At 45.1% G+C, this 18,283-nt stretch carries 19 protein-coding genes; 12 read left to right on the forward strand and 7 right to left on the reverse strand.

Features of this window, described 5'->3' with window-relative positions; all coding sequences use genetic code 11:
• Positions 1 to 92: 92 nt before the first annotated feature.
• Entirely contained in the window at positions 93 to 941 is an 849-nt protein-coding gene (locus tag I5M27_RS06650; RefSeq protein WP_200505396.1) for a hydroxymethylglutaryl-CoA lyase, read from the forward strand.
• A 3-nt stretch (positions 942 to 944) separates the two neighbouring features.
• A complete protein-coding gene (locus I5M27_RS06655; protein WP_200505397.1) occupies positions 945 to 1,685 on the forward strand; it encodes a (Fe-S)-binding protein in 741 nt (246 codons plus the stop codon).
• Between the two features lie 814 nt (positions 1,686 to 2,499).
• Here the strand turns inward: I5M27_RS06655 and dapA are convergent.
• The 4 genes from dapA to I5M27_RS06675 all read right to left on the reverse strand — a co-directional run bounded on the left by dapA (position 2,500) and on the right by I5M27_RS06675 (position 7,263).
• Positions 2,500 to 3,363: a 4-hydroxy-tetrahydrodipicolinate synthase gene (gene dapA / locus I5M27_RS06660; protein ID WP_200505398.1), complete on the reverse strand. Its 864-nt coding sequence runs from the start codon at positions 3,361 to 3,363 to the stop codon at positions 2,500 to 2,502.
• Between the two features lie 208 nt (positions 3,364 to 3,571).
• Positions 3,572 to 5,623, reverse strand: a complete 2,052-nt coding sequence (gene ligA / locus I5M27_RS06665; protein ID WP_200505399.1) for an NAD-dependent DNA ligase LigA — start codon at positions 5,621 to 5,623, stop codon at positions 3,572 to 3,574.
• A 400-nt stretch (positions 5,624 to 6,023) separates the two neighbouring features.
• Positions 6,024 to 6,530, reverse strand: a complete 507-nt coding sequence (locus I5M27_RS06670; RefSeq protein WP_200505400.1) for a DUF4920 domain-containing protein — start codon at positions 6,528 to 6,530, stop codon at positions 6,024 to 6,026.
• Between the two features lie 100 nt (positions 6,531 to 6,630).
• Positions 6,631 to 7,263: a hypothetical protein gene (locus tag I5M27_RS06675; RefSeq protein WP_200505401.1), complete on the reverse strand. Its 633-nt coding sequence runs from the start codon at positions 7,261 to 7,263 to the stop codon at positions 6,631 to 6,633.
• A 164-nt stretch (positions 7,264 to 7,427) separates the two neighbouring features.
• Here I5M27_RS06675 and I5M27_RS06680 point away from each other — a divergent pair, with 164 nt between their 5' ends.
• The 5 genes from I5M27_RS06680 to I5M27_RS06700 all read left to right on the forward strand — a co-directional run bounded on the left by I5M27_RS06680 (position 7,428) and on the right by I5M27_RS06700 (position 11,613).
• A complete protein-coding gene (locus I5M27_RS06680; RefSeq protein WP_200505402.1) occupies positions 7,428 to 7,637 on the forward strand; it encodes a hypothetical protein in 210 nt (69 codons plus the stop codon).
• Between the two features lies 1 nt (position 7,638).
• The gene (locus tag I5M27_RS06685; RefSeq protein ID WP_200505403.1) at positions 7,639 to 8,001 is read left to right on the forward strand and encodes a hypothetical protein; all 363 of its coding nucleotides are present in this window, start codon (positions 7,639 to 7,641) and stop codon (positions 7,999 to 8,001) included.
• 225 nt (positions 8,002 to 8,226) lie between these two features.
• A complete protein-coding gene (locus I5M27_RS06690) occupies positions 8,227 to 8,859 on the forward strand; it encodes a cytochrome c oxidase subunit 3 (protein WP_200505404.1) in 633 nt (210 codons plus the stop codon).
• A 55-nt stretch (positions 8,860 to 8,914) separates the two neighbouring features.
• Positions 8,915 to 10,942, forward strand: a complete 2,028-nt coding sequence (locus tag I5M27_RS06695; protein ID WP_200505405.1) for a M1 family aminopeptidase — start codon at positions 8,915 to 8,917, stop codon at positions 10,940 to 10,942.
• A 209-nt stretch (positions 10,943 to 11,151) separates the two neighbouring features.
• Complete coding sequence (locus I5M27_RS06700; RefSeq protein ID WP_200505406.1) at positions 11,152 to 11,613, forward strand: hypothetical protein; 462 nt, start codon at positions 11,152 to 11,154, stop codon at positions 11,611 to 11,613.
• Positions 11,614 to 11,691: 78 nt separating this feature from the next.
• On the opposite strand, the gene I5M27_RS06705 is transcribed toward I5M27_RS06700, so the two are convergent.
• A complete protein-coding gene (locus tag I5M27_RS06705; protein WP_200505407.1) occupies positions 11,692 to 12,123 on the reverse strand; it encodes a DUF2147 domain-containing protein in 432 nt (143 codons plus the stop codon).
• Positions 12,124 to 12,282: 159 nt separating this feature from the next.
• Positions 12,283 to 12,456, reverse strand: a complete 174-nt coding sequence (locus tag I5M27_RS06710; RefSeq protein WP_200505408.1) for a hypothetical protein — start codon at positions 12,454 to 12,456, stop codon at positions 12,283 to 12,285.
• Here I5M27_RS06710 and I5M27_RS06715 point away from each other — a divergent pair.
• Both I5M27_RS06715 and I5M27_RS06720 read left to right on the forward strand, forming a co-directional pair.
• Positions 12,449 to 12,625: a hypothetical protein gene (locus I5M27_RS06715; RefSeq protein ID WP_200505409.1), complete on the forward strand. Its 177-nt coding sequence runs from the start codon at positions 12,449 to 12,451 to the stop codon at positions 12,623 to 12,625. The two genes, I5M27_RS06710 and I5M27_RS06715, sit on opposite strands and share 8 nt — an antisense overlap.
• A gap of 591 nt (positions 12,626 to 13,216) precedes the next feature.
• Entirely contained in the window at positions 13,217 to 14,149 is a 933-nt protein-coding gene (locus I5M27_RS06720; RefSeq protein WP_200505410.1) for a DUF6089 family protein, read from the forward strand.
• 87 nt (positions 14,150 to 14,236) lie between these two features.
• Here the strand turns inward: I5M27_RS06720 and I5M27_RS06725 are convergent, their stop codons facing one another.
• Positions 14,237 to 14,812, reverse strand: coding sequence for a C40 family peptidase (locus I5M27_RS06725; RefSeq protein ID WP_200505411.1), 576 nt, complete (start codon positions 14,810 to 14,812; stop codon positions 14,237 to 14,239).
• Between the two features lie 232 nt (positions 14,813 to 15,044).
• On the opposite strand from I5M27_RS06725, the gene I5M27_RS06730 reads away from it, so the two are divergent.
• The 3 genes from I5M27_RS06730 to I5M27_RS06740 all read left to right on the forward strand — a co-directional run bounded on the left by I5M27_RS06730 (position 15,045) and on the right by I5M27_RS06740 (position 17,985).
• Positions 15,045 to 15,476, forward strand: a complete 432-nt coding sequence (locus tag I5M27_RS06730) for a hypothetical protein (RefSeq protein ID WP_200505412.1) — start codon at positions 15,045 to 15,047, stop codon at positions 15,474 to 15,476.
• Positions 15,477 to 15,607: 131 nt separating this feature from the next.
• Positions 15,608 to 17,440 carry a M61 family metallopeptidase gene (locus I5M27_RS06735; RefSeq protein WP_234462419.1) on the forward strand — a complete coding sequence of 611 codons (1,833 nt, stop codon included), beginning with the start codon at positions 15,608 to 15,610 and terminating at the stop codon, positions 17,438 to 17,440.
• Positions 17,441 to 17,487: 47 nt separating this feature from the next.
• Positions 17,488 to 17,985, forward strand: coding sequence for a DinB family protein (locus I5M27_RS06740; protein WP_200505413.1), 498 nt, complete (start codon positions 17,488 to 17,490; stop codon positions 17,983 to 17,985).
• The last annotated feature ends 298 nt before the right edge of the window (positions 17,986 to 18,283 follow it).

The raw sequence follows: 18,283 nt of genomic DNA on the forward strand, positions 1-18,283 counted from the left end.
CGTTCTGAGTTTTTTAAAGGAAAATGATACCGTTTTTGCCGCGTTGCTACTACGGGAATGCGTATATTTACGGCGCTATTTCTGAAATTCCTATGAAAATAATCGAGTGCCCGCGCGACGCCATGCAGGGAATTGCTGAATTCATTCCCACTGAAACCAAAGTTCACTACCTCAACACCTTGCTGAAAGTTGGCTTCGATTCCCTGGATTTCGGTTCCTTTGTTTCGCCCAAAGCCATTCCGCAATTGCGCGATACGGCCGAGGTTCTGGCGCAGCTCGATCTTTCGGCAACCAAAACCAAACTGCTGGCCATTATTGCCAATCTTCGCGGTGCTGAACAGGCCGCCTCGCATAAAGAAATTCAGTATTTAGGGTTTCCGCTTTCCCTTTCTGAAACCTTTCAGCAGCGCAACACCAATAAAAGCATTGCCGAAGCGTTGGATGAAGTAGCGCAGATCCAGGAGGTTTGCGTGAAAAACAGCAAGGAACTGGTAACGTATCTTTCTATGGGTTTCGGAAATCCTTATGGCGATGCCTGGAGCGCGGAAACGGTAGGAGAATTCACCCAAAAACTCGATGCGCTGGGCGTGCAAATTATTTCGCTTTCCGATACCATCGGCGTTTCGGATCCGGAAAATATCACGTACTTGTTTTCAAGTTTAATACCGGCTTTCCCGCACATCGAGTTTGGCGCGCATTTGCATACCAACCCGAATACCTGGCAGGAAAAAGTGGAAGCCGCTTACCTGGCTGGTTGCCAGCGATTTGATGGCGCCATGAAAGGTTTTGGTGGCTGCCCGATGGCCAAAGATGAGTTGGTTGGAAATATGGCAACGGAAAACCTGGTACAGTATTTCCGGAGTAAAGGTGTAGATTTGAATTTGAACGAAGCCGCTTTTGCCGAAGCATTTGCTGAAGCCGGTTCCGTGTTTTTGCATTAATATATGGCGCGTAAACCCCTTGTAGATATTTTTATTCCCTGCTTTATAGACCAGCTTTTGCCGGAAACGGGCATGAACATGGTGAAGGTTTTGAAGCGTGTTGGTTGCGAGGTGCGTTACAACCCCAACCAGACCTGCTGCGGACAGCCTGCCTATAACGCCGGTTTTTACAACGAAAGCCTGGAAATCGCCAATAAATTCCTCGACGATTTTATTTCTGAAGAAAGCAATTACGTTGTGAGTCCCTCGGCGAGTTGCGTGGGCCACGTACGCGGTGCCTGCGCCGAAATGTTTGTTACTTCGCCCCGTTTCATCAGTTACCGAGGCCTGGAAAAAAAGACCTTCGAGTTCACCGAATTCCTGACCAAAGTACTGGACATTGAGAAAATTCCGGGCGCCAGGTTCGAGGGAAAAGTTACCTACCACGATTCCTGTAGTGCGCTCCGCGAGTGTAAAATTGCTGCCGGTCCGCGTGCACTTTTGCATTATGTAGAAGGCCTGGAGTTGGTTGAAATGGCGGAAACTTCCACCTGCTGCGGTTTCGGCGGCACCTTTGCCGTTAAGTTCGATGCGATCTCGGTAGCCATGGCGCAGCAGAAAGTAGAAAATGCCTTAGCCACCGGCGCGTCCGCCATCGTTTCCACCGATTCTTCGTGCCTGATGCATTTGGATGCTTATATCAAAAAGAACAAGATCGATCTGAAAGTGATGCATATTGCGGATGTTTTGGCGAGTGGGTGGTAGAATGTTTAGAATCGCGGATTTTAGGGATTAATGGATTTCGCTGAATTTTTGTGCTTGGAAGTATACCATTTTTGTTTGTCATCCCGACGATAGGAGGGATCTCATCCAACTGGTAATTAAGTTTGCTATAGACTTTTTCTGCTCAAAAGGATACCGTTTTTCATAGTAAACTTTACCTCATTGATCATTTGATTAAGTAGTTCTTATCTCACTTCAGTGTTCTTTTTGTCTTGACACAAAAAGAACCAAAAAAGTCAAGTCAAGCGCAAACTCGCTGACCGCTCAAACAGTGCGCTTGACAAAAGCGCACCCTGTGAACTTTCTGTATTTCATAGCCAACCGAACAGTGCCTAAATAGTAGATTTCTCTGCTCTTGCAGGCGGCAAAATTTGCTGCCGTAAGCGCAAATTTTGCTGGTAGTTCTTCGCTTTAGTTGATCGTACTCCGCTCGCGCGTTCGAGTGAATTGGTTGTTTGAAGCAGGAAATAAAAGCTCCCCTCCTTAGCAAGGAGGGGTTGGGGGTGGTTGACTTGTACTTCCAATTGCTAAACCTGAAGCAGACAATTAATGAGAAAGCAAAAGTCCTGTCTATCCTTTAAATCTTTAAAATCGTGTTCAGATAAAAAATCAGATAATATTTGATCAGATAACCTGCGGACAGGTCAAGCCCTGTCCCTACATCGTCACGATAATCATAAAATTAAAAGAATCACAGTTCAGACAATCCTGGAAATCATGATCTTAAACTGAAAACTATGAATAAAAAAGCCTTCTCGGTTTCCAGAGAAGGCTTTTGTGATTTCAGATAGAAAAACTACAGCAATTGTTGGATCTTCGTTTTCAATCCGGCGGAAGCCTCGATCAAAGGCAAACGCACGCTGTCTTCGCAAATGCCATAAAGTTGCAGCACCGCTTTCACGCCAACCGGGTTACTTTCTTCGTACATGAGCGGATTTAGTTCCAGGAAATCGAACATGAGTTTGGATGCTTCAGCAAAATTATTTTCCAGCGCCAGCTTTACCATGTTGCTGAATTTTTCCGGGAACGCGTTCGCTAAAACAGAAATTACGCCGTCCATTCCGAAGGAAATCATTGGCACCGTTAAAATGTCTTCGCCGCTGATCACCATAAAACCTTCCGGCTTGTTTTTTACGATGTGCATGCATTGCTCCAGGTTGCCGGAAGCTTCTTTTATGCCGATGATATTATCGTGATGCGCCAGTTTTAAAGTAGTTTCGGCGGTCATGTTGCTGCCGGTGCGGCCGGGCACGTTATACAGAATTACCGGTAACGGACAGGCATCGGCGATGGCTATATAATGCTGGTAAATACCGGCTTGTGATGGTTTATTGTAATAAGGACTCACCGATAAAATGGCAGTAATTCCGGTAAGATCGGTGGCAAGAATGGTGTCTAAAACGGCCTGCGTGTTGTTGCCGCCAATCCCGTAAACTAACGGAACACGACCATCCACGTGCTTGCGGATCGTATCCAGAATCTGCTTTTTTTCTTCGGTAGTAGTGGTTACCGATTCAGCTGTAGTACCGTTGATCACAAGGTAGTTTACGCCGCCGTTAATGTTGAAATCAACCAGCTTTTTCAGGCCATCGAAATCTACACTTAAATCTTTGTTGAAGGGAGTTACCAGTGCAACACCAGTGCCTTTTAATTTATCCATTTTTTTTCCGATTATTCGAATATTCAAGGAAAGAATTTTCGATTTTATGCTTTTTATTTTTAGTTTTTCAAACCGGTTCTATACCAAAGAGAACAAGTTTGCATTTTAAGACTTTTTTATTGATTTCAGTACCGTTTTCTTTAATCTGAATATTTCCGATTAAATTTTAGATCGAAAATACAAACTTCGGAAATTCGAACCATCGAAATCATTCTATCATTTTCAAAAATTCCTGTTCCGAAATGATCTTCACGCCCAGGCTGTTGGCTTTTTCCAGTTTGGATGGTCCCATTTTATCGCCGGCTACTAAGTACGAAAGTTTTTTAGAAATAGAGCTCACAATTTTGCCGCCGTTCCGGGTTATCAGATCTTGCAGTTCGTCGCGGCTGAATTGTTCGAAAACGCCGGAAATGACGAACGTGTTGGGTGCCAGTTTGTCGCTGGTCGGGCCGGTTTCGGCTTTTTCTGGAAGTTCCAGTTGCAGGCCTTGCGCGCGCAGTTTTTCGATCATTTCCAGGTGTTCGGGTTTGCTGAAATAATGCTGCACCGAAAACGCAATGCGGTCGCCGATCTCGGGAACGGAAACCAGTTCTTCTAAACTTGCCTGCTTCAGATTATCGATATTGCGAAAATGAGCGGCTAATTTTTGCGCCACAGTGTTTCCCACAAATCGAATTCCCAAGGCAAAAAGTACGCGGTCGAAAGGGATTTCCTTCGATTTTTCGATGGCATTGAGCATATTTTCCACGGTTTTTTCGCGGAAGCTTACTTTGCGGGTTTTGCCGGTTTCTTCGTCTTCAAAAACTTTCTCCAGGCCTAATAATTTCTCGAAAGTCAGCTCGTAAAACATATCCGGCGTGCGCACCAAACCGCGGTCGAAAAGCAATTCGATCTTGCCTTCGCCCAAGCTTTCGATGTTCATGGCTTTGCGCGAAATAAAATGCTCCAGTTTGCCTTTGATCTGCGGCGGACAACCGTCTTCGTTCGGACAATAAAAATTCGCTTCGCCTTCCGCCCGGATTAGTTCGCTGCCACAAGCCGGACAATGATCGATGTACGCCACCGCCATACTTCCCGGTACGCGTTTAGAAACATCTACGCCCGTAATTTTGGGAATGATCTCGCCGCCTTTTTCTACAAACACCGTATCGCCTTCATGAATATCGAGGCGCAGGATTTCGTTGGCGTTGTGCAAAGAAGCGCGTTTTACGGTGGTGCCGGCCAGCTGAACAGGTTTAAGCAAAGCCACCGGCGTAACGGCGCCCGTGCGGCCCACCTGGTATTTGATGCCCAGCAGCGGCGTGGCGGCGTTCATGGCTTTGTATTTATAAGCAATGGCCCAGCGCGGACTTTTAGCCGTGTAACCAAGTTCTTCCTGCTGCGCGAAATTATTTACCTTCACCACAATGCCGTCGGTGCCGATCGGTAATTCAAAACGCTTGCTTTCCCACTCGTTGATATAAGCCAGTACTTCTTCAATAGTATTGCATTTGCGGTAGGTCTGCGACACATCAAAGCCCCATTTTTTCAGCGCTTCCAGCGTTTCGGAGTGGGTTTCAAAGCCCAGTTTTTCGCCGAGCAAACTATACACGTAGCAGCTCAGTTTGCGCTTGGCAACCACGGCGGAGTCCTGCATTTTCAAGGTTCCGGAAGCGGCATTTCTGGGGTTTGCCAATAAAGCTTCGCCGATATCTTCGCGCTCTTTGTTTAAGTGGTCGAAAACCGAAAAAGGGATGAACACTTCGCCGCGCACTTCCATTTTTTCGGGGAAATCTTTGCCTTGTAAATGCAGTGGGATATTTTTTATGGTGCGCACGTTGGCCGTAATATCGTCGCCGCGCGTGCCGTCGCCGCGGGTTACGCCGCGCACCAGTTCGCCATTTTCGTAAGTCAAACTCAAAGCCACGCCGTCGAATTTTAGTTCGCATACGTATTCAAAATCGCCTTCCAGAACTTTACGCACCCGGTTATCAAATTCACGCAGTTCTTCTTCGGAATAGGTGTTTCCCAGCGACAGCATGGGATAGGTATGGTAAACTGTGGGGAAGGTTTTGGTAATGGTGCCGCCTACGCGCCGGGTAGGGGAGTTGATCGCCTGCAGGTTCGGGAATTCGGTTTCCAGCTTCATGAGTTCTTCCAGCAGCATATCGAATTCATAATCCGAAATTTCGGAAAGGGCGTTCTGATAATACTGGAAATTGTAATGGTTTATGAGGCGGGTAAGTTCTTGTATGCGTTCGGCGGCCTGGGTTTCGGTCATGGTAAAAGCTTGCGGATTTCAACGGAAACAAAAGTACGAAAAACCTGAACAGCTTGCCGGCAAAAAACGCTATAGTTTCCGGGCAAAAAAGTGAAGTTTGCTAACGAACAGGAGGTTTATTTTAGGTTTTTACTATCCCCTTGAGGACAAGCCAAACGAGAGTTTGAATTTGCGAGGGAAGCTCATAGGGTTGTTTACACATTATCTGATAAAAAATTACAAATTTTAACACCCTCAGGCTCCGCTGAAGGGGAGAGTTCTGTAGTTTTAAACGGCCTTGGGCTAAAAGAAAATTACGTTTGTCGTGCAAGAAAAAACGCTATCCTATTCGGTCTAAAAAGTAAAAGGCCGCCCGGAGGCAGCCTTAAACGATAGGGTTTTACACTTGAAAAGTGCTGAATTAAAGAATAATAATGCCTTTGGCGTTGAAGGTAATGGTGGTATCGGGCTGGGTGATGGCCATGATCTCTTCTTTGCTCTTGCCGGCATCTTCTAAATAATGGCGCTGCTCGTCTACCGGGATGATCTTGCGGTAAGCTACGCCCTGCATAATGGCATTTTTACCGGAAACATCTTTCGGTACGAAATAATCGTCTTCGCCGAACATAACGCGCATCGCTTCGCCGGAAGGCATTTTAATGGTTACCCAGCAGCCTTTCATCTGGCAAACTTCTTCTATTTCGCCGGTGAATTTTACTTCCATGCTATCCTGCGCCAGCATAGATTTCTCCAATTCGGCCGCAGCCACAGCGCCTTCCGGGGTTATTTTTTCACCGTAACTCTGGCCGCTGTTGGCCGACGTTTCGGTTTTTTCAATTTCGGTGGTTTCGGTTTTGGTCTCCGATTTGGTGCAGGCCGCAAACGTGAACAAGCTGCAGGCTAAAGCAGAGTAAAGAATTTTTTTCATGAGGAATGAATAATGAATGTGGCTGCCAAATTAGAAAAGTTAATCGGTTTTTGAAAGCCGCGCATCAGCAGAACTGGAATTTGGAAACGGATTAGATTGATTAGAAAGTAAGGCCGGCTTTTAAAGTTAGATAATGGGCTGACCAGGTTACACTCTGGTAAAATGGGTAACTATTGTAGTAATAATAGGGGATATTCTTGATAGTAACTTCTTGGAAACGATAACCGAGGCTGAAGTTTAATGCTGTTTTTTCACTTAAAGCAGTGGTAACGCCAAACGCAGGATTAATCATAATACCGCCAATATTATTATAGTATTCGGAATCACGAAACTCAGTCAGCTGGCGAATGCAAAACATATAACCAACTGCTTGTGAAAAAAATGGCTGGGTTTTTCCTTTTCCGAAGTGTACCCGCATATCGGTAAAAACTGGTAAGTAAGTTTCTCCTGTTTTGTAACCATTCTCATTATAATTTTCATAAAAGTACTGATCTACGCCCACGCCAATACCTGCGGAAATATGTTTGTTAAAACGGTAGCCATTAATAGTTTGTAAACCGGTGTAAAAACTTGTGTTCTCTTTCAGGAAACCTTTGGAAAAACTTAATTCCGTAGTATTAAAATAACCTGCGTTTTGGTTTGTGTTTTCAGCAATAGAAACCTGATTTTGTGCTGAACTTATTTCTGTAATACAAAAAACTGCAGCCAGCAGGAAAAGGAAACGTTTAAGCATAATCTGTTTTTAAGAATTTCTGCAAAGGTAGTTTCTTTTGTTAAATTTGCAATCTGGTTTATTTTTTTAGCCTGAAACCATAGCGTTTTAGAGATTAATTTCAGTTAAAATGCTGCATTATTGCGTTTATTTTACTTATTTCGAATTATACCTTTGAAAATACGATGGGAAACGATAACAAAAATACCTCCGGATTGCCAGATATGGCCTTTGCGATTTTAAACCAGTTAGGCAGCATGAATGCCGAATTCAGTTTCGATTTTGAGAACATGGAATTGCAGATGCCGGGGAAAAATACCTCGGAACCAGGCAATAAATTTCTGCTGAACGGCACGCTTCGCATTAAAACCAAAGGCAACAAAAACCCGCAGTAATTTGATAGGACAGAACTTCGATCTCGACGCACAACTCGTAGTTTCGGCCAACGACTCCCAGTTTGTGGTAGTGGCGCAGCAGAACTACATCATCGTGAATTTTCCCGATTTCAAGGCGCTGGAAAGTCTGAAAAAATTGAACGGCCCGCAGAAAAAATCAACCGGGAAAACAACTTCGGAAAAGAAAAGTAATGGCGGCCCGCTAAAAAAGCTGCAACAGGTAAACGATAAAATTCTGGACCTGGGGCTGGTGGTAGATGTACGGGTAAACAATAAAACCTACATTGAATTTGGTAATGGCAAATCTGCCAAAATCAAAGCCGCTGCCCTTTTCGGCATAATCGGGTCTTTTTTCGGGAAATAAGTTTTAGAATTATGTAAAGTAAGGTTTGTGCTGCAAGGTGCAAACCTTTTTTTGTTCGTGATTATGGTTTCGGTTTTTGAACTTAAATCCCTACCGTTTTTCAGGCTTAGCTTACCATAAAATCCCGACCAGACCAATTTTCTTATAACCACCAGGCGACTAAAAACCGTATGCAAGAGTACAGGAAATCAAAAGGTTGGCTTACATTCTGGCAGGAGCAAAAGCATGAAATCGGATAACAAAAATAAAATCGGGGCAACGCATAAATCTTCTTTTTCCCGGATCGATAAAATTCACCCGGTTAAAATGCTGTTGTATCTGTGCCTGATCGGCATCGGCACTATTTTTCTGATCCTGCTGCTGGCGTATGCCCGCACCGAAGTTGCTATGTTGCAGAAAGTAAACGTTGGTTTTCCTAAATTTTTCAGCGTAAGCACCGTCCTTATTCTGGTGAGTAGTTACACGCTTTTGCGTACGCCCCGCTTTTACCGCAAAGATAACCTCACCAAAATGACGCGTTACCTGGGAATTTCGCTGGCTCTGGGTTTCGCTTTTTTGCTCTCGCAGGTTGGCGGCTGGTACGAACTGGCTAAATACGGCATCTATTTTAAAGGAAAACCCTACGGCTCTTATCTTTATCTGATCACGGCCCTGCACGCCCTGCACGTAGCAGCCGGCATGATGTTCCTGATTTACATGTATTTCAAAACTTTTTTTGCCGCCGCAGACCCTATTCGCACGCTGGTTTTTATCCGCGATCCTTTCCGGAAACTACAGCTTGGATTGCTTACCTCTTACTGGCATTTTATGGGGGCGTTGTGGCTTATTCTGTACTTTGTATTCCTATTCCTTTTTTAGCCGGAATTTGGCTAAAATAAGTTTAATAAGAACGGAAACCTGTCTGAAATTCAGTATGTTTGTAAGTACGGACGTTCGTTCCGGCAACACCACGCAGCAACCTTTTTATATGCTAAAAAAAATTACTACCGGCTTGTTTTTACTGGCTGTATTATGGGCAAACCAGGCATTTGCACAGGGCAGCCAGGCTTGTGCCAATGCCCGCACCAACTCTAACATGCGCACCGCGCTGGCTAATGCCAACCAGCAGAGACTGATGAATAAATACGACATCAATTTCTATAAACTGGATGTAGCCCTGGAAAGAACCTCAACTTATATTGCCGGAAATGCGTTGATCCAGGCGCGTACCAAAACCATTCCGCTCGATACGTTTGCCTTCGAACTGCACCAGAACCTGGCAATTGACTCCATTATTATTAACGGTACCAAACGCACGTTTACCCGCCAGACCGGCATGACCTATGTGCGCTTTTTAACCCCGGTTCCGGCCAATTCACCCATAAACGCTACGATTTTTTATAAAGGAACGCCGCCCACGGCCGGAGCTGCGGCCATCGGAGAGGGGATGACCAGTGCTACTTCGCCTTCCTGGGGAAACCGCGTTACCTGGAGCCTCAGCCAGCCTTTTTCCGCCTACGAGTGGTTTCCGTGTAAGCAGGTTTTAACCGATAAAGCCGATTCGGTAGAAGTCTGGGTTACTACCAGCCCTTCGAATAAAGCTGGCTCCAACGGGGTTTTAAAGCAAACCACCACCTTGCCAAACGGTAAAAAAAGATACGAATGGAAATCGCGCTACCCGATCGATTATTACCTGATCTCGGTGGCCGTGGCTGAATACAACGAATACACCATTTTTGCCAACCCGGTTGGCGCGCCAAACCCGATTCCCATCGTAAATTACATTTACAACAATCCCGGCACGCTGCCGCAGTTTCAGGCGGAGATAAACAACACGGCGCCCATGCTGGTGAAATTTTCGGAACTGTATGGCTTGTATCCTTTTTACAAAGAAAAATACGGGCATTGCATGGCACCGCTTTCCGGCGGAATGGAACACCAGACCATGACCACACAGGGCTTTTTTGAATTTACCTTAACCGCCCACGAACTGGCACACCAGTGGTTTGGCGACAACGTTACCTGTGCCTCCTGGCGCGATATCTGGCTGAACGAAGGGTTTGCGAGTTATTCAGAATACGTAGCGCTCGAAAATCTGCGGCCTACCCAGAAACGCGCCTGGATGGATAATACTCATTCCAGTGTGCTTTCCAACGGAACCGGCAGCGTTTATATTCCGGCGGCAGATTCTATGAACGTGGGCCGGATCTTTAACAGCCGCCTGACTTATGACAAAGGAGCGACGGTGGTGCATATGCTGCGTTTCGAATTTAATAACGATTCTTTGTTTTTTGCTGCCTTGCGAGCGTATCAGCAGCAATTTAAAGACGGAACGGCAAAAACTGCAGACTTTAAACAGGTAGTGGAAACCGTATCGGGTAAAAACTTAACGCCTTTCTTTAACCAGTGGGTTTACGGCGAAGGTCACCCGACTTTTGACCTGATCTGGAACCAGACCGGCAAGCATTTACTTATCAACAGTATTCAGACTCCCTCGGCTGGGGCCATTACGCCGCTTTTCGAAACCGATGTGGAACTTAAACTGGTGCGCAGCATCGGCGATACCATCATCAGAGTGCGGCAGGATCAGTTAAACGAATTCTTTTCCGTGAAGGTAAGCGGCGCGGTAAGCAGCATTGAAATAGACCCGAACCAGTGGATTTTAAATATGGATGGTGTTGTTTCCCGCGATGCCAACCTGGTTAACGGTACGCCTTCAGAACTGGCTGCAGAAAAAATAAAGCTTTATCCTAACCCGGCAACGGCTTTCTTAACCATTTCAGACCTAGGTTTCAGACCGCAATTTATCCAGGTTTACGATGCAGCCGGGCGTTGCGTAAAAAATCTAAAAGCCAGCGGATTCGATTCTAAGATTAAGGTAAACGACCTAGCCGAAGGATTTTATTTATTGAAGGTTGGAAACGCCGAAAACGTAATTACCAAGCCATTTCAGAAGCTGTAAATTGCACTAAAACGCTAGGGTTTCGAACTCAAAAAGTAAAGCCGGCACTGTGCAGAACGGGCCGGTTTTACTTTTTCAGGTAACATTTCCGGAGATATTTCGTTTTTAGCAGACTTTGATTATATTTAAATAAATACTTCAAGCTTTTTCTCCACCCTTTCAGAGCTTTAATATCTTATTAATGCTTTGAATATCAACTACTTAGTATTATGGCTAAAAAAAAGACCGAACTAAAACGCCAGCTACTCCAGGAATGCCTCCGGATCCAGAACGAACAAATCAGTGCCGCAAAAATTGCCATGGATGAAGCCCAGGAAAGTGCCAACGAACACCACGGTGCCATGGAAGATAAGTTTGAATCTTTCCGGGAAGCCTGCCAGATCCAGCGCGATATGTTTGCCCGCCAGCTCGATGAAGCCATGGGAGTTTACCACGTGCTCAAACGCATCAATTCGATGAAGGAAAATTCAGAAATTATGCTGGGCACCGTGGTAGAAACCGATACGCAGGATTTTTTTGTTTCCGCAAGCCTGGGAGCTATTAAAGTGGCCGATAAAACCTACTTCGCTATTTCTGCTTTGTCGCCCCTTTTTAAAGCCATGGCCGGGAAAAACAAAGGCGAATCTTTTGCCATGCGCGATAAACAATACACGATCAAGAATATATACTAAGCCGGCAGTTCCGGAGAACATAAAAAAAACTCCTGCAGCACATGCAGGAGTTTTTTGCGTTAAAAGCATACCGTTTTTTTATTGTACCCGGGTCCAGATCTGCGAACGGCCAATAAGCGAAATGCCAATATAACCTTTCACTTCAATTTTATTTTTGTCGAGCATCTGCATGTAAGAGCTGTAGGTCTTGCCGCTTTTCGGGTCGTAAATGGTGCCGTCGTCCCATTTATTATGTTCGTCGTATTCAAAACCCTGGAGAAAAACCAATCCGATCAGGGGCCGGTCCTGCATTTTTTTATCGGGATTGTTCACGTCGGTTTTGGGTTTGCCGTTACGGTTTGGTTCTGCCAGCCAGGTTATTTTGCCGCAAAGTTTGTCGCCGCATTTATAAATTTCGAAGCGGGCTTCTTTTTCCTGGTTCGTCCAGATGCCAATAGGGGAAAGGCTTTGCGAGAGCGCAATACCATGAAGGGCCAGAAAAAACACGAATGCTACTAAATATTTTTTCATAAAAGCACAAAAAAGAGGTTGATGAATACGAAATATACAAACTAATCTGCTTACATACAATTAATTTATCCGGGCTTTTTGTTAAAATTATCAGGTTTACTTTAAATACTTTAACAACATGAAAGCATACCGTTTTTTGCTTCGTTTAAATGGCCTTTTTTATTTTCTTGCCGGAATATGGCCGATTTTACACATCAGCAGTTTTATGGCGGTAACCGGCCCAAAAACGGATATCTGGCTTGTAAAAACGGTTGGCTTATTAATTACGGCCTGCAGCATAGGCATGTTGGCGGCATCGTTCCGGCAGAAAGTCCAGCCAGATGTTGTGCTCATTGTTTTAGGGTTTGAAGTTTTCCTGGTCTGGGTAGATATTTATTACGTGGCCCGGGAGGTGATCTGGCCGGTTTATCTGGCCGATGCTGTGGTAGAAATTATCCTGATCCTGCTGTGGCTCTGGTGGTGGTTCCGGAAGAAACCAGCATTACCTGCATCGGCGAAATAAAATAAAAAATAATAAAAAATTCAGGGAAATACTTTGGAACTAAGTTGCTCCGTTTTAACTTTATCAAATGCAGCGAGTGCTGCGGCCGGGTTTAAAAAAATAGCTATTTTGAAATAATGGCTACGCTTTTTGCCAGGTTATGTCGGACTTAAAGAAAGGAGGTAAAAATGTCTAATCCCCAACGAATCTTATCAGGCCTGAGTAATGGTGTTCACTTTAAAGGTGAACTGGTGTAACCACCACTATAAGTATTGCGGTTACACTGCAAACGTTGCTTTAAGATCGCTTAAGGGCGTTACCTATGATTTTTTATAAATCTAAAGCCTGGTAAGATTTTAAAGGATTCTATACCTGACTGTTCGATTTCTGCGGAATGAAAACAGTCAGGTATTTTTTTTGTGTATAAAGCTTTTAAACCCAGCAAATCAAGGAGGAAGCGGGAAAATAATTTTCTTTTTTTAAGAAAGACCAGAATAATGGCGTAATAAAGCTTTAGTAGTTTTGTTCATACGGGCTTAATCCATATTTTTAGCGAAGTTCAAATAAGTTAAGGACTGTTTAAGGATTACTCACTTTACTAAAAGGATGTCTATGAAGTCAAAACTACTTATTACTACGCTCTTATTTACCTCGCTGCTGGCTGCGGAACTGCGGGCCCAGGAATTTACCAAACGATACCGTTATACCGCTCTGGGCGTAAATGCGATGGCTACCGGATATTACGGCGACGTTACGCCCGGGCCTTCCATTCTGAGCACCGATCCTAAACTGATCCGCTATAACGTTGGTATTTATGGCCAGCGGAAATTCTACGCCAACTGGAGCGCCCGGGTGAGTTTATCGTATGGCCGGTTGCGTGGCGATGATGCTGAAAGCGCCAAGCGGTTCGAAGCCGAAGATGCGGGTCGTTGGGAACGTAACCTGAGCTTCCGCAACGATATAAAAGAACTTTCTCTCGTTGCCATTTACGATCTGAAAGCCAATTATGCCACCTTTTTTAAACGCCCGGAATTCACGCCGTATATTTTTGGCGGGGTAGCGGTGTTTCATCATAACCCCAAAGCCTATTACGAAGGCGGCCTCATTGAAACGGGCTGGTATGCGCTGCAGCCCTTACAAACCGAAGGCGTGAAATACAGCAAAGTCCAATTCAGCATTCCGTTTGGTTTTGGCGCCCGTTTCCGCCTGAACCAGAATTTCGACCTTGGATTTGAAGTGGGCTGGCGGGGAACCTTTACCGATTACCTGGATGATGTGAGTACCAAGTACGCCGATAAAGGCGACCTGAATGCGGCCCATGGAAAAGAAGCCTGGGTTTTAGCCGACCGGTCCATCGAATTACCAGACTTGGCCGATAAACAAATTACGGTAATTGGCAGCGACGGACAGTCGTATCCGGCTACCTCCATGAGTAGCGCAGGCCAGCAACGCGGCGATCACACCCGAAACGATTGGTACGTTCTTACCGGTTTTTCGCTTAATTATATCTTAGACCAGTCGTATAAAACGCCAAAATTCCGCTAGTAATTTTTTAACCGGAATTCTTCAAAACAAAAAAAAGCAGCCCGACGATCTTCCGGCTGCTTTTTTTGTTTTTCATAATTGTTGTTTTTATAAAACCCGCCGTACTTCCAGGAAGCGGCGCTGGTAATTGGTGCCGGGTACTTTACTCACCTTCACGCCGCCATTAGACGAGGCATGCACAAATTCCAGGGGTTCGCCCGTTTTACTGATCACAATGCCCACGTGGCCGGGTTTACGAACCGATGGGTTGGTGCCGGTAAAGATCAGGATATCTCCGCGCCGGGCTTTGGCTGGGGCTACCGGTTTGCCGGCACTGGCCATCAGCTCGGAAGAACGCGGAACTTTAATGTTGAACTGGCCAAAGGTGTGATAAACAAAACCGGAACAATCAAACCCTTTATCGGAGGTTCCGCCATAAACATATGGGATACCGATTCTTTGCAATCCGGCCTGGATCAGCGCATTGGCTAATTCTTTTCTTTCCATAGCCACCGAATCATGGATGGCTTTTTCGGTTTCCGCTTTCAAACGGGCAACTTCTATGGTTTTTCTTACTTTAGGCGAGGGGGCTTTGTTCTCGTAGATCGCCAGAAGTTGGCTTCCGCTCAGGATCCCGATCAGGGTAATTCCAACAAAAGTCCATCGTTGCCAGTTTTTACTCATAATTGTATGCGTTTGGTTACGGTTTTGTTCCGACTTAACGCATTGATTGTGGATTTTAGTTCGTGGGCATGGGTAAAAGGCCGGAAAAAACCTGAAATCTTTTAAACTGATATGCGGTTTGTTTACCCTTTAAATTGTAAAATTTACTAATATAAAAGCAACTAATTTGTTAATAGCTTGGTACTTATATTTATATGTTTTACATTTAACTAACCTCTAAACCACCAGACTTATGTTGATTTACAAATCCGATATTATTCGGGTGCAATACCAGGAAGCGAAGAAGCAGATCGAGCTTACCTGCACCGGAAATATCAATTCCAAAGAACTCAAGATCTGCTATCGCAAGGCTCTGCAGTTTGCTGAGAAAAACAAAGTTAAACATTGGTTATTCGATTTTTCGGGTCATTACCAGCTTACCGAAGAAGATCAGAATTGGCTCCATACCTGTTTTTTTCCAAACCTGATGATCGCCTTAGGGCCGGATAATTACATCGGAATGGTGGTGCCAAAGCCTACTTACAAAAAAATGATTGAAGAGGCCGGGCAGATCGGTTTACAGACCTACAATTCCTTCATTAAGATGAACACCTTTACCTCCAGCCCCAAAGCTACCCGCTGGCTCGGAAGCCAGACCAGCACCGATAATTATTTTGCATTATAAATCAGTAAAAATTTGACAATAAGCCTACTTTACTAATTCAGTACTTTAAAAACGCTATCCTTCCGGCTTCCAAAAGTCGGTAACCGGCAACCGCCCGCATTTTGATTTCCGGCCAAATAACTGTATTATGCATGTTTTTAACGCATACAGTTCATTTCATGGTCAACCGCATTATCCCACCTTCCAGGTTAATTTTACTCCTCGTACTCACGTTTTTTGCTTTTGTAGCGCAGGCTGCTCCAAAGCTGGCTTACAAGCTCGCCATGCCCGAGCCGCAAACCCATTATTTTGAAGTGGAAATGCTTTTGCAGGATTTTAAAGACAAATACCTGGATATTAAAATGCCCGTTTGGGCGCCGGGGTCTTACCTGGTCCGCGAATTCCCGAAGCACGTGGAAGGATTTTCGGCCACGGCCGGTTCTAAAAAACTGAAAGCCGAAAAGATCAATAAAAACACCTGGCGGGTTTATGCTGATAAAAACCGCGATATAAAAGTGAACTACAAAGTGTATGCGTTTGAGCTTACGGTACGCACCAGTTTTGTAGACGAAATGCATGCTTTTGTAAGCGGAACGAGTGTGTTTATGTACCCGGATAAATATAAAAACCTGCCATCGGAAGTTACGGTGGAACCTTATGGCAACTGGAACCAGATCTCTACCAGTTTACCAACCATCGGCGGCAATAAATGGAAACTGAAAGCGGATAACTACGATATCCTGGCCGATTCGCCGATTGAAATCGGTACGCATAAGATCCTGAATTTTGAAGCTTCCGGCGTGCAGCACGAAGTTGCCATGTTTGGCGACAGCAATTACGACGAAGTGAAAATTCTGGCCGATATGAAAAAAATTGTGGAAGCATGCACCCTGATTTTCGGCGAGAATCCGGTTAAAGGCAAATATGTTTTTATCATTCACAACATTCTGAATGGCGGTGGCGGCCTGGAACATTTAAATTCAACCACCCTACAGGTGGCGCGCTGGGGTTACCAGCCCGATAATGCGTATCACGGTTTTCTGAGTTTGGTGGCCCACGAATATTTCCATCTCTGGAATGTGAAACGCCTGCGCCCGCAGCCCCTTGGACCTTTTAATTACGATGCCGAAAACTACACGAACCTGCTTTGGGTTTCGGAAGGATTAACGAGTTATTACGACGACCAGCTGGTGCGTCGGGCAGGTTTTTACAGCCCGGAACGCTACCTCGATATTATTACCAGCGCCATTAATAACGTAGAAAATACGCCGGGCGTGAAAGTGCAATCGCTGGCTGAATCGAGTTTCGATGCCTGGATAAAATCGTACCGCCCTAACGAAAACTCCCGCAACGCCGAAATTTCCTATTATTCCAAAGGCGCTTTAATTGGGTTGCTTTTAGATCTGGAGATCCTGAACCAGAGCAAGGGGGAAAAGTCGCTGGATAACGTGATGCAGAACATGTACCGCAAATATTATAAGAAACTGGATCGCGGCTTTACCGACGAAGAAATGCAGGAGGAACTTGAAAAAGTAGCCGGCATTAAACTCGATGATTTTTTCCGCGATTATATTTATGGCACCGTTACCCCCGATTACGCCAAATATTTAGCCTACGCCGGCCTGAAATTTACCAATCTGAACGCGAACAACCAAGAGGTAGCATTAGGGGCAACCACGGCGAACCAGGGTGGCAAAATTGTGGTTACCAATGTAGCACGTAACGGCAGCGCCTGGAACGGAGGTCTGAACGTGAACGATGAAATTATAGCCCTGAACGGTTACCGGATCGCTGACGACCTGAATAAATCGGTAGCCGGCCGCAAGGAAGGCGAAAAACTGAACCTGATCGTGAACCGCGACGGCCGACTGCTTTCAATAGATCTAACTTTGCAAAAGAACCCGAATGTACGGTACCGGATCGAGAAAATGCCGGAACAGACCGCAGCCCAGCAAAAGATCTATCAGAAATGGTTGCGCCTGTAATAACGAAGCCAAAACGCTATCTTTTTAACCCTTAAAACGCTGTAAACATGTACCGGAAAATAGAAGATTTTTTAAGCGACTGGGAGTATGAAACGGAAATGACGGCGAAAGTTTTCGGGAACCTGAAAGAAGAACACCTGAACCATTCCTTTCATTCTGACAACCGTACCCTGGGCCGTTTGGCCTGGCATATCACGCATACTTTAGGCGAAATGATGCACCGGGCCGGCTTGCCGGTAAATGAGATGGATCCGGAGCCGGAAAGCCTGACCCTGGAAACGGTAATTGCCTTTTATAATCGCGATGCCGTAGCCGTGAAGGAAGCCGTAAAAGCTACCTGGACGGACGAAGAACTGGAAGAGAAAGTGCCGATGTACGGGGATAACTGGAGTAAGGGCTACATTCTTACAATCCTGATCCGTCACCAGACGCACCACCGGGGCCAAATGACTGTACTCATGCGCCAGGCCGGGCTAAAAGTTCCGGGCATCTACGGGCCATCCAAAGAAGAATGGATCGAAATGGGCATGCCGGCTTTACCTTAGTTTGTGATTAGAGATTAGCGATTAATTTTTGTTTCTGAAGGAAAAATTTCTGAAAATTCAGCTTTTAACAAAATAATTGTTTCAGAAATTAGAATTTAAAAGGGCCTGCGTCTTGATAGATGCAGGCCCTTTACTTTTTTACCTGAAAAGGATAGCGTTTTTAAGGCGGAGATCTTCTGCTGAAAAGGCAACCTTCTCCGCAGAAAAGCATATCCACTAATCACTAATCACTAATCACTAATCACTAATCACTAATCACTAATCACTAATCACTAATCACTAATCACTAATCACTAAT

It is taken from the genome of Adhaeribacter terrigena (genome assembly GCF_016623615.1).
In the GTDB taxonomy this organism is placed as follows: domain Bacteria; phylum Bacteroidota; class Bacteroidia; order Cytophagales; family Hymenobacteraceae; genus Adhaeribacter_A; species Adhaeribacter_A terrigena.

Bases quoted from the DNA above. Each gene is read 5' to 3' on its own strand.
- I5M27_RS06650 (WP_200505396.1), top strand. From the start codon at position 93: ATGAAAATAATCGAGTGCCCGCGCGACGCCATGCAGGGAATTGCTGAA.
- I5M27_RS06655 (WP_200505397.1), top strand. From the start codon at position 945: ATGGCGCGTAAACCCCTTGTAGATATTTTTATTCCCTGCTTTATAGAC.
- dapA (WP_200505398.1), bottom strand. From the start codon at position 3,363: ATGGATAAATTAAAAGGCACTGGTGTTGCACTGGTAACTCCCTTCAAC.
- ligA (WP_200505399.1), bottom strand. From the start codon at position 5,623: ATGACCGAAACCCAGGCCGCCGAACGCATACAAGAACTTACCCGCCTC.
- I5M27_RS06670 (WP_200505400.1), bottom strand. From the start codon at position 6,530: ATGAAAAAAATTCTTTACTCTGCTTTAGCCTGCAGCTTGTTCACGTTT.
- I5M27_RS06675 (WP_200505401.1), bottom strand. From the start codon at position 7,263: ATGCTTAAACGTTTCCTTTTCCTGCTGGCTGCAGTTTTTTGTATTACA.
- I5M27_RS06680 (WP_200505402.1), top strand. From the start codon at position 7,428: ATGGGAAACGATAACAAAAATACCTCCGGATTGCCAGATATGGCCTTT.
- I5M27_RS06690 (WP_200505404.1), top strand. From the start codon at position 8,227: ATGAAATCGGATAACAAAAATAAAATCGGGGCAACGCATAAATCTTCT.
- I5M27_RS06695 (WP_200505405.1), top strand. From the start codon at position 8,915: ATGTTTGTAAGTACGGACGTTCGTTCCGGCAACACCACGCAGCAACCT.
- I5M27_RS06700 (WP_200505406.1), top strand. From the start codon at position 11,152: ATGGCTAAAAAAAAGACCGAACTAAAACGCCAGCTACTCCAGGAATGC.
- I5M27_RS06705 (WP_200505407.1), bottom strand. From the start codon at position 12,123: ATGAAAAAATATTTAGTAGCATTCGTGTTTTTTCTGGCCCTTCATGGT.
- I5M27_RS06710 (WP_200505408.1), bottom strand. From the start codon at position 12,456: ATGAGCACAACATCTGGCTGGACTTTCTGCCGGAACGATGCCGCCAAC.
- I5M27_RS06720 (WP_200505410.1), top strand. From the start codon at position 13,217: ATGAAGTCAAAACTACTTATTACTACGCTCTTATTTACCTCGCTGCTG.
- I5M27_RS06725 (WP_200505411.1), bottom strand. From the start codon at position 14,812: ATGAGTAAAAACTGGCAACGATGGACTTTTGTTGGAATTACCCTGATC.
- I5M27_RS06730 (WP_200505412.1), top strand. From the start codon at position 15,045: ATGTTGATTTACAAATCCGATATTATTCGGGTGCAATACCAGGAAGCG.
- I5M27_RS06735 (WP_234462419.1), top strand. From the start codon at position 15,608: ATGTTTTTAACGCATACAGTTCATTTCATGGTCAACCGCATTATCCCA.
- I5M27_RS06740 (WP_200505413.1), top strand. From the start codon at position 17,488: ATGTACCGGAAAATAGAAGATTTTTTAAGCGACTGGGAGTATGAAACG.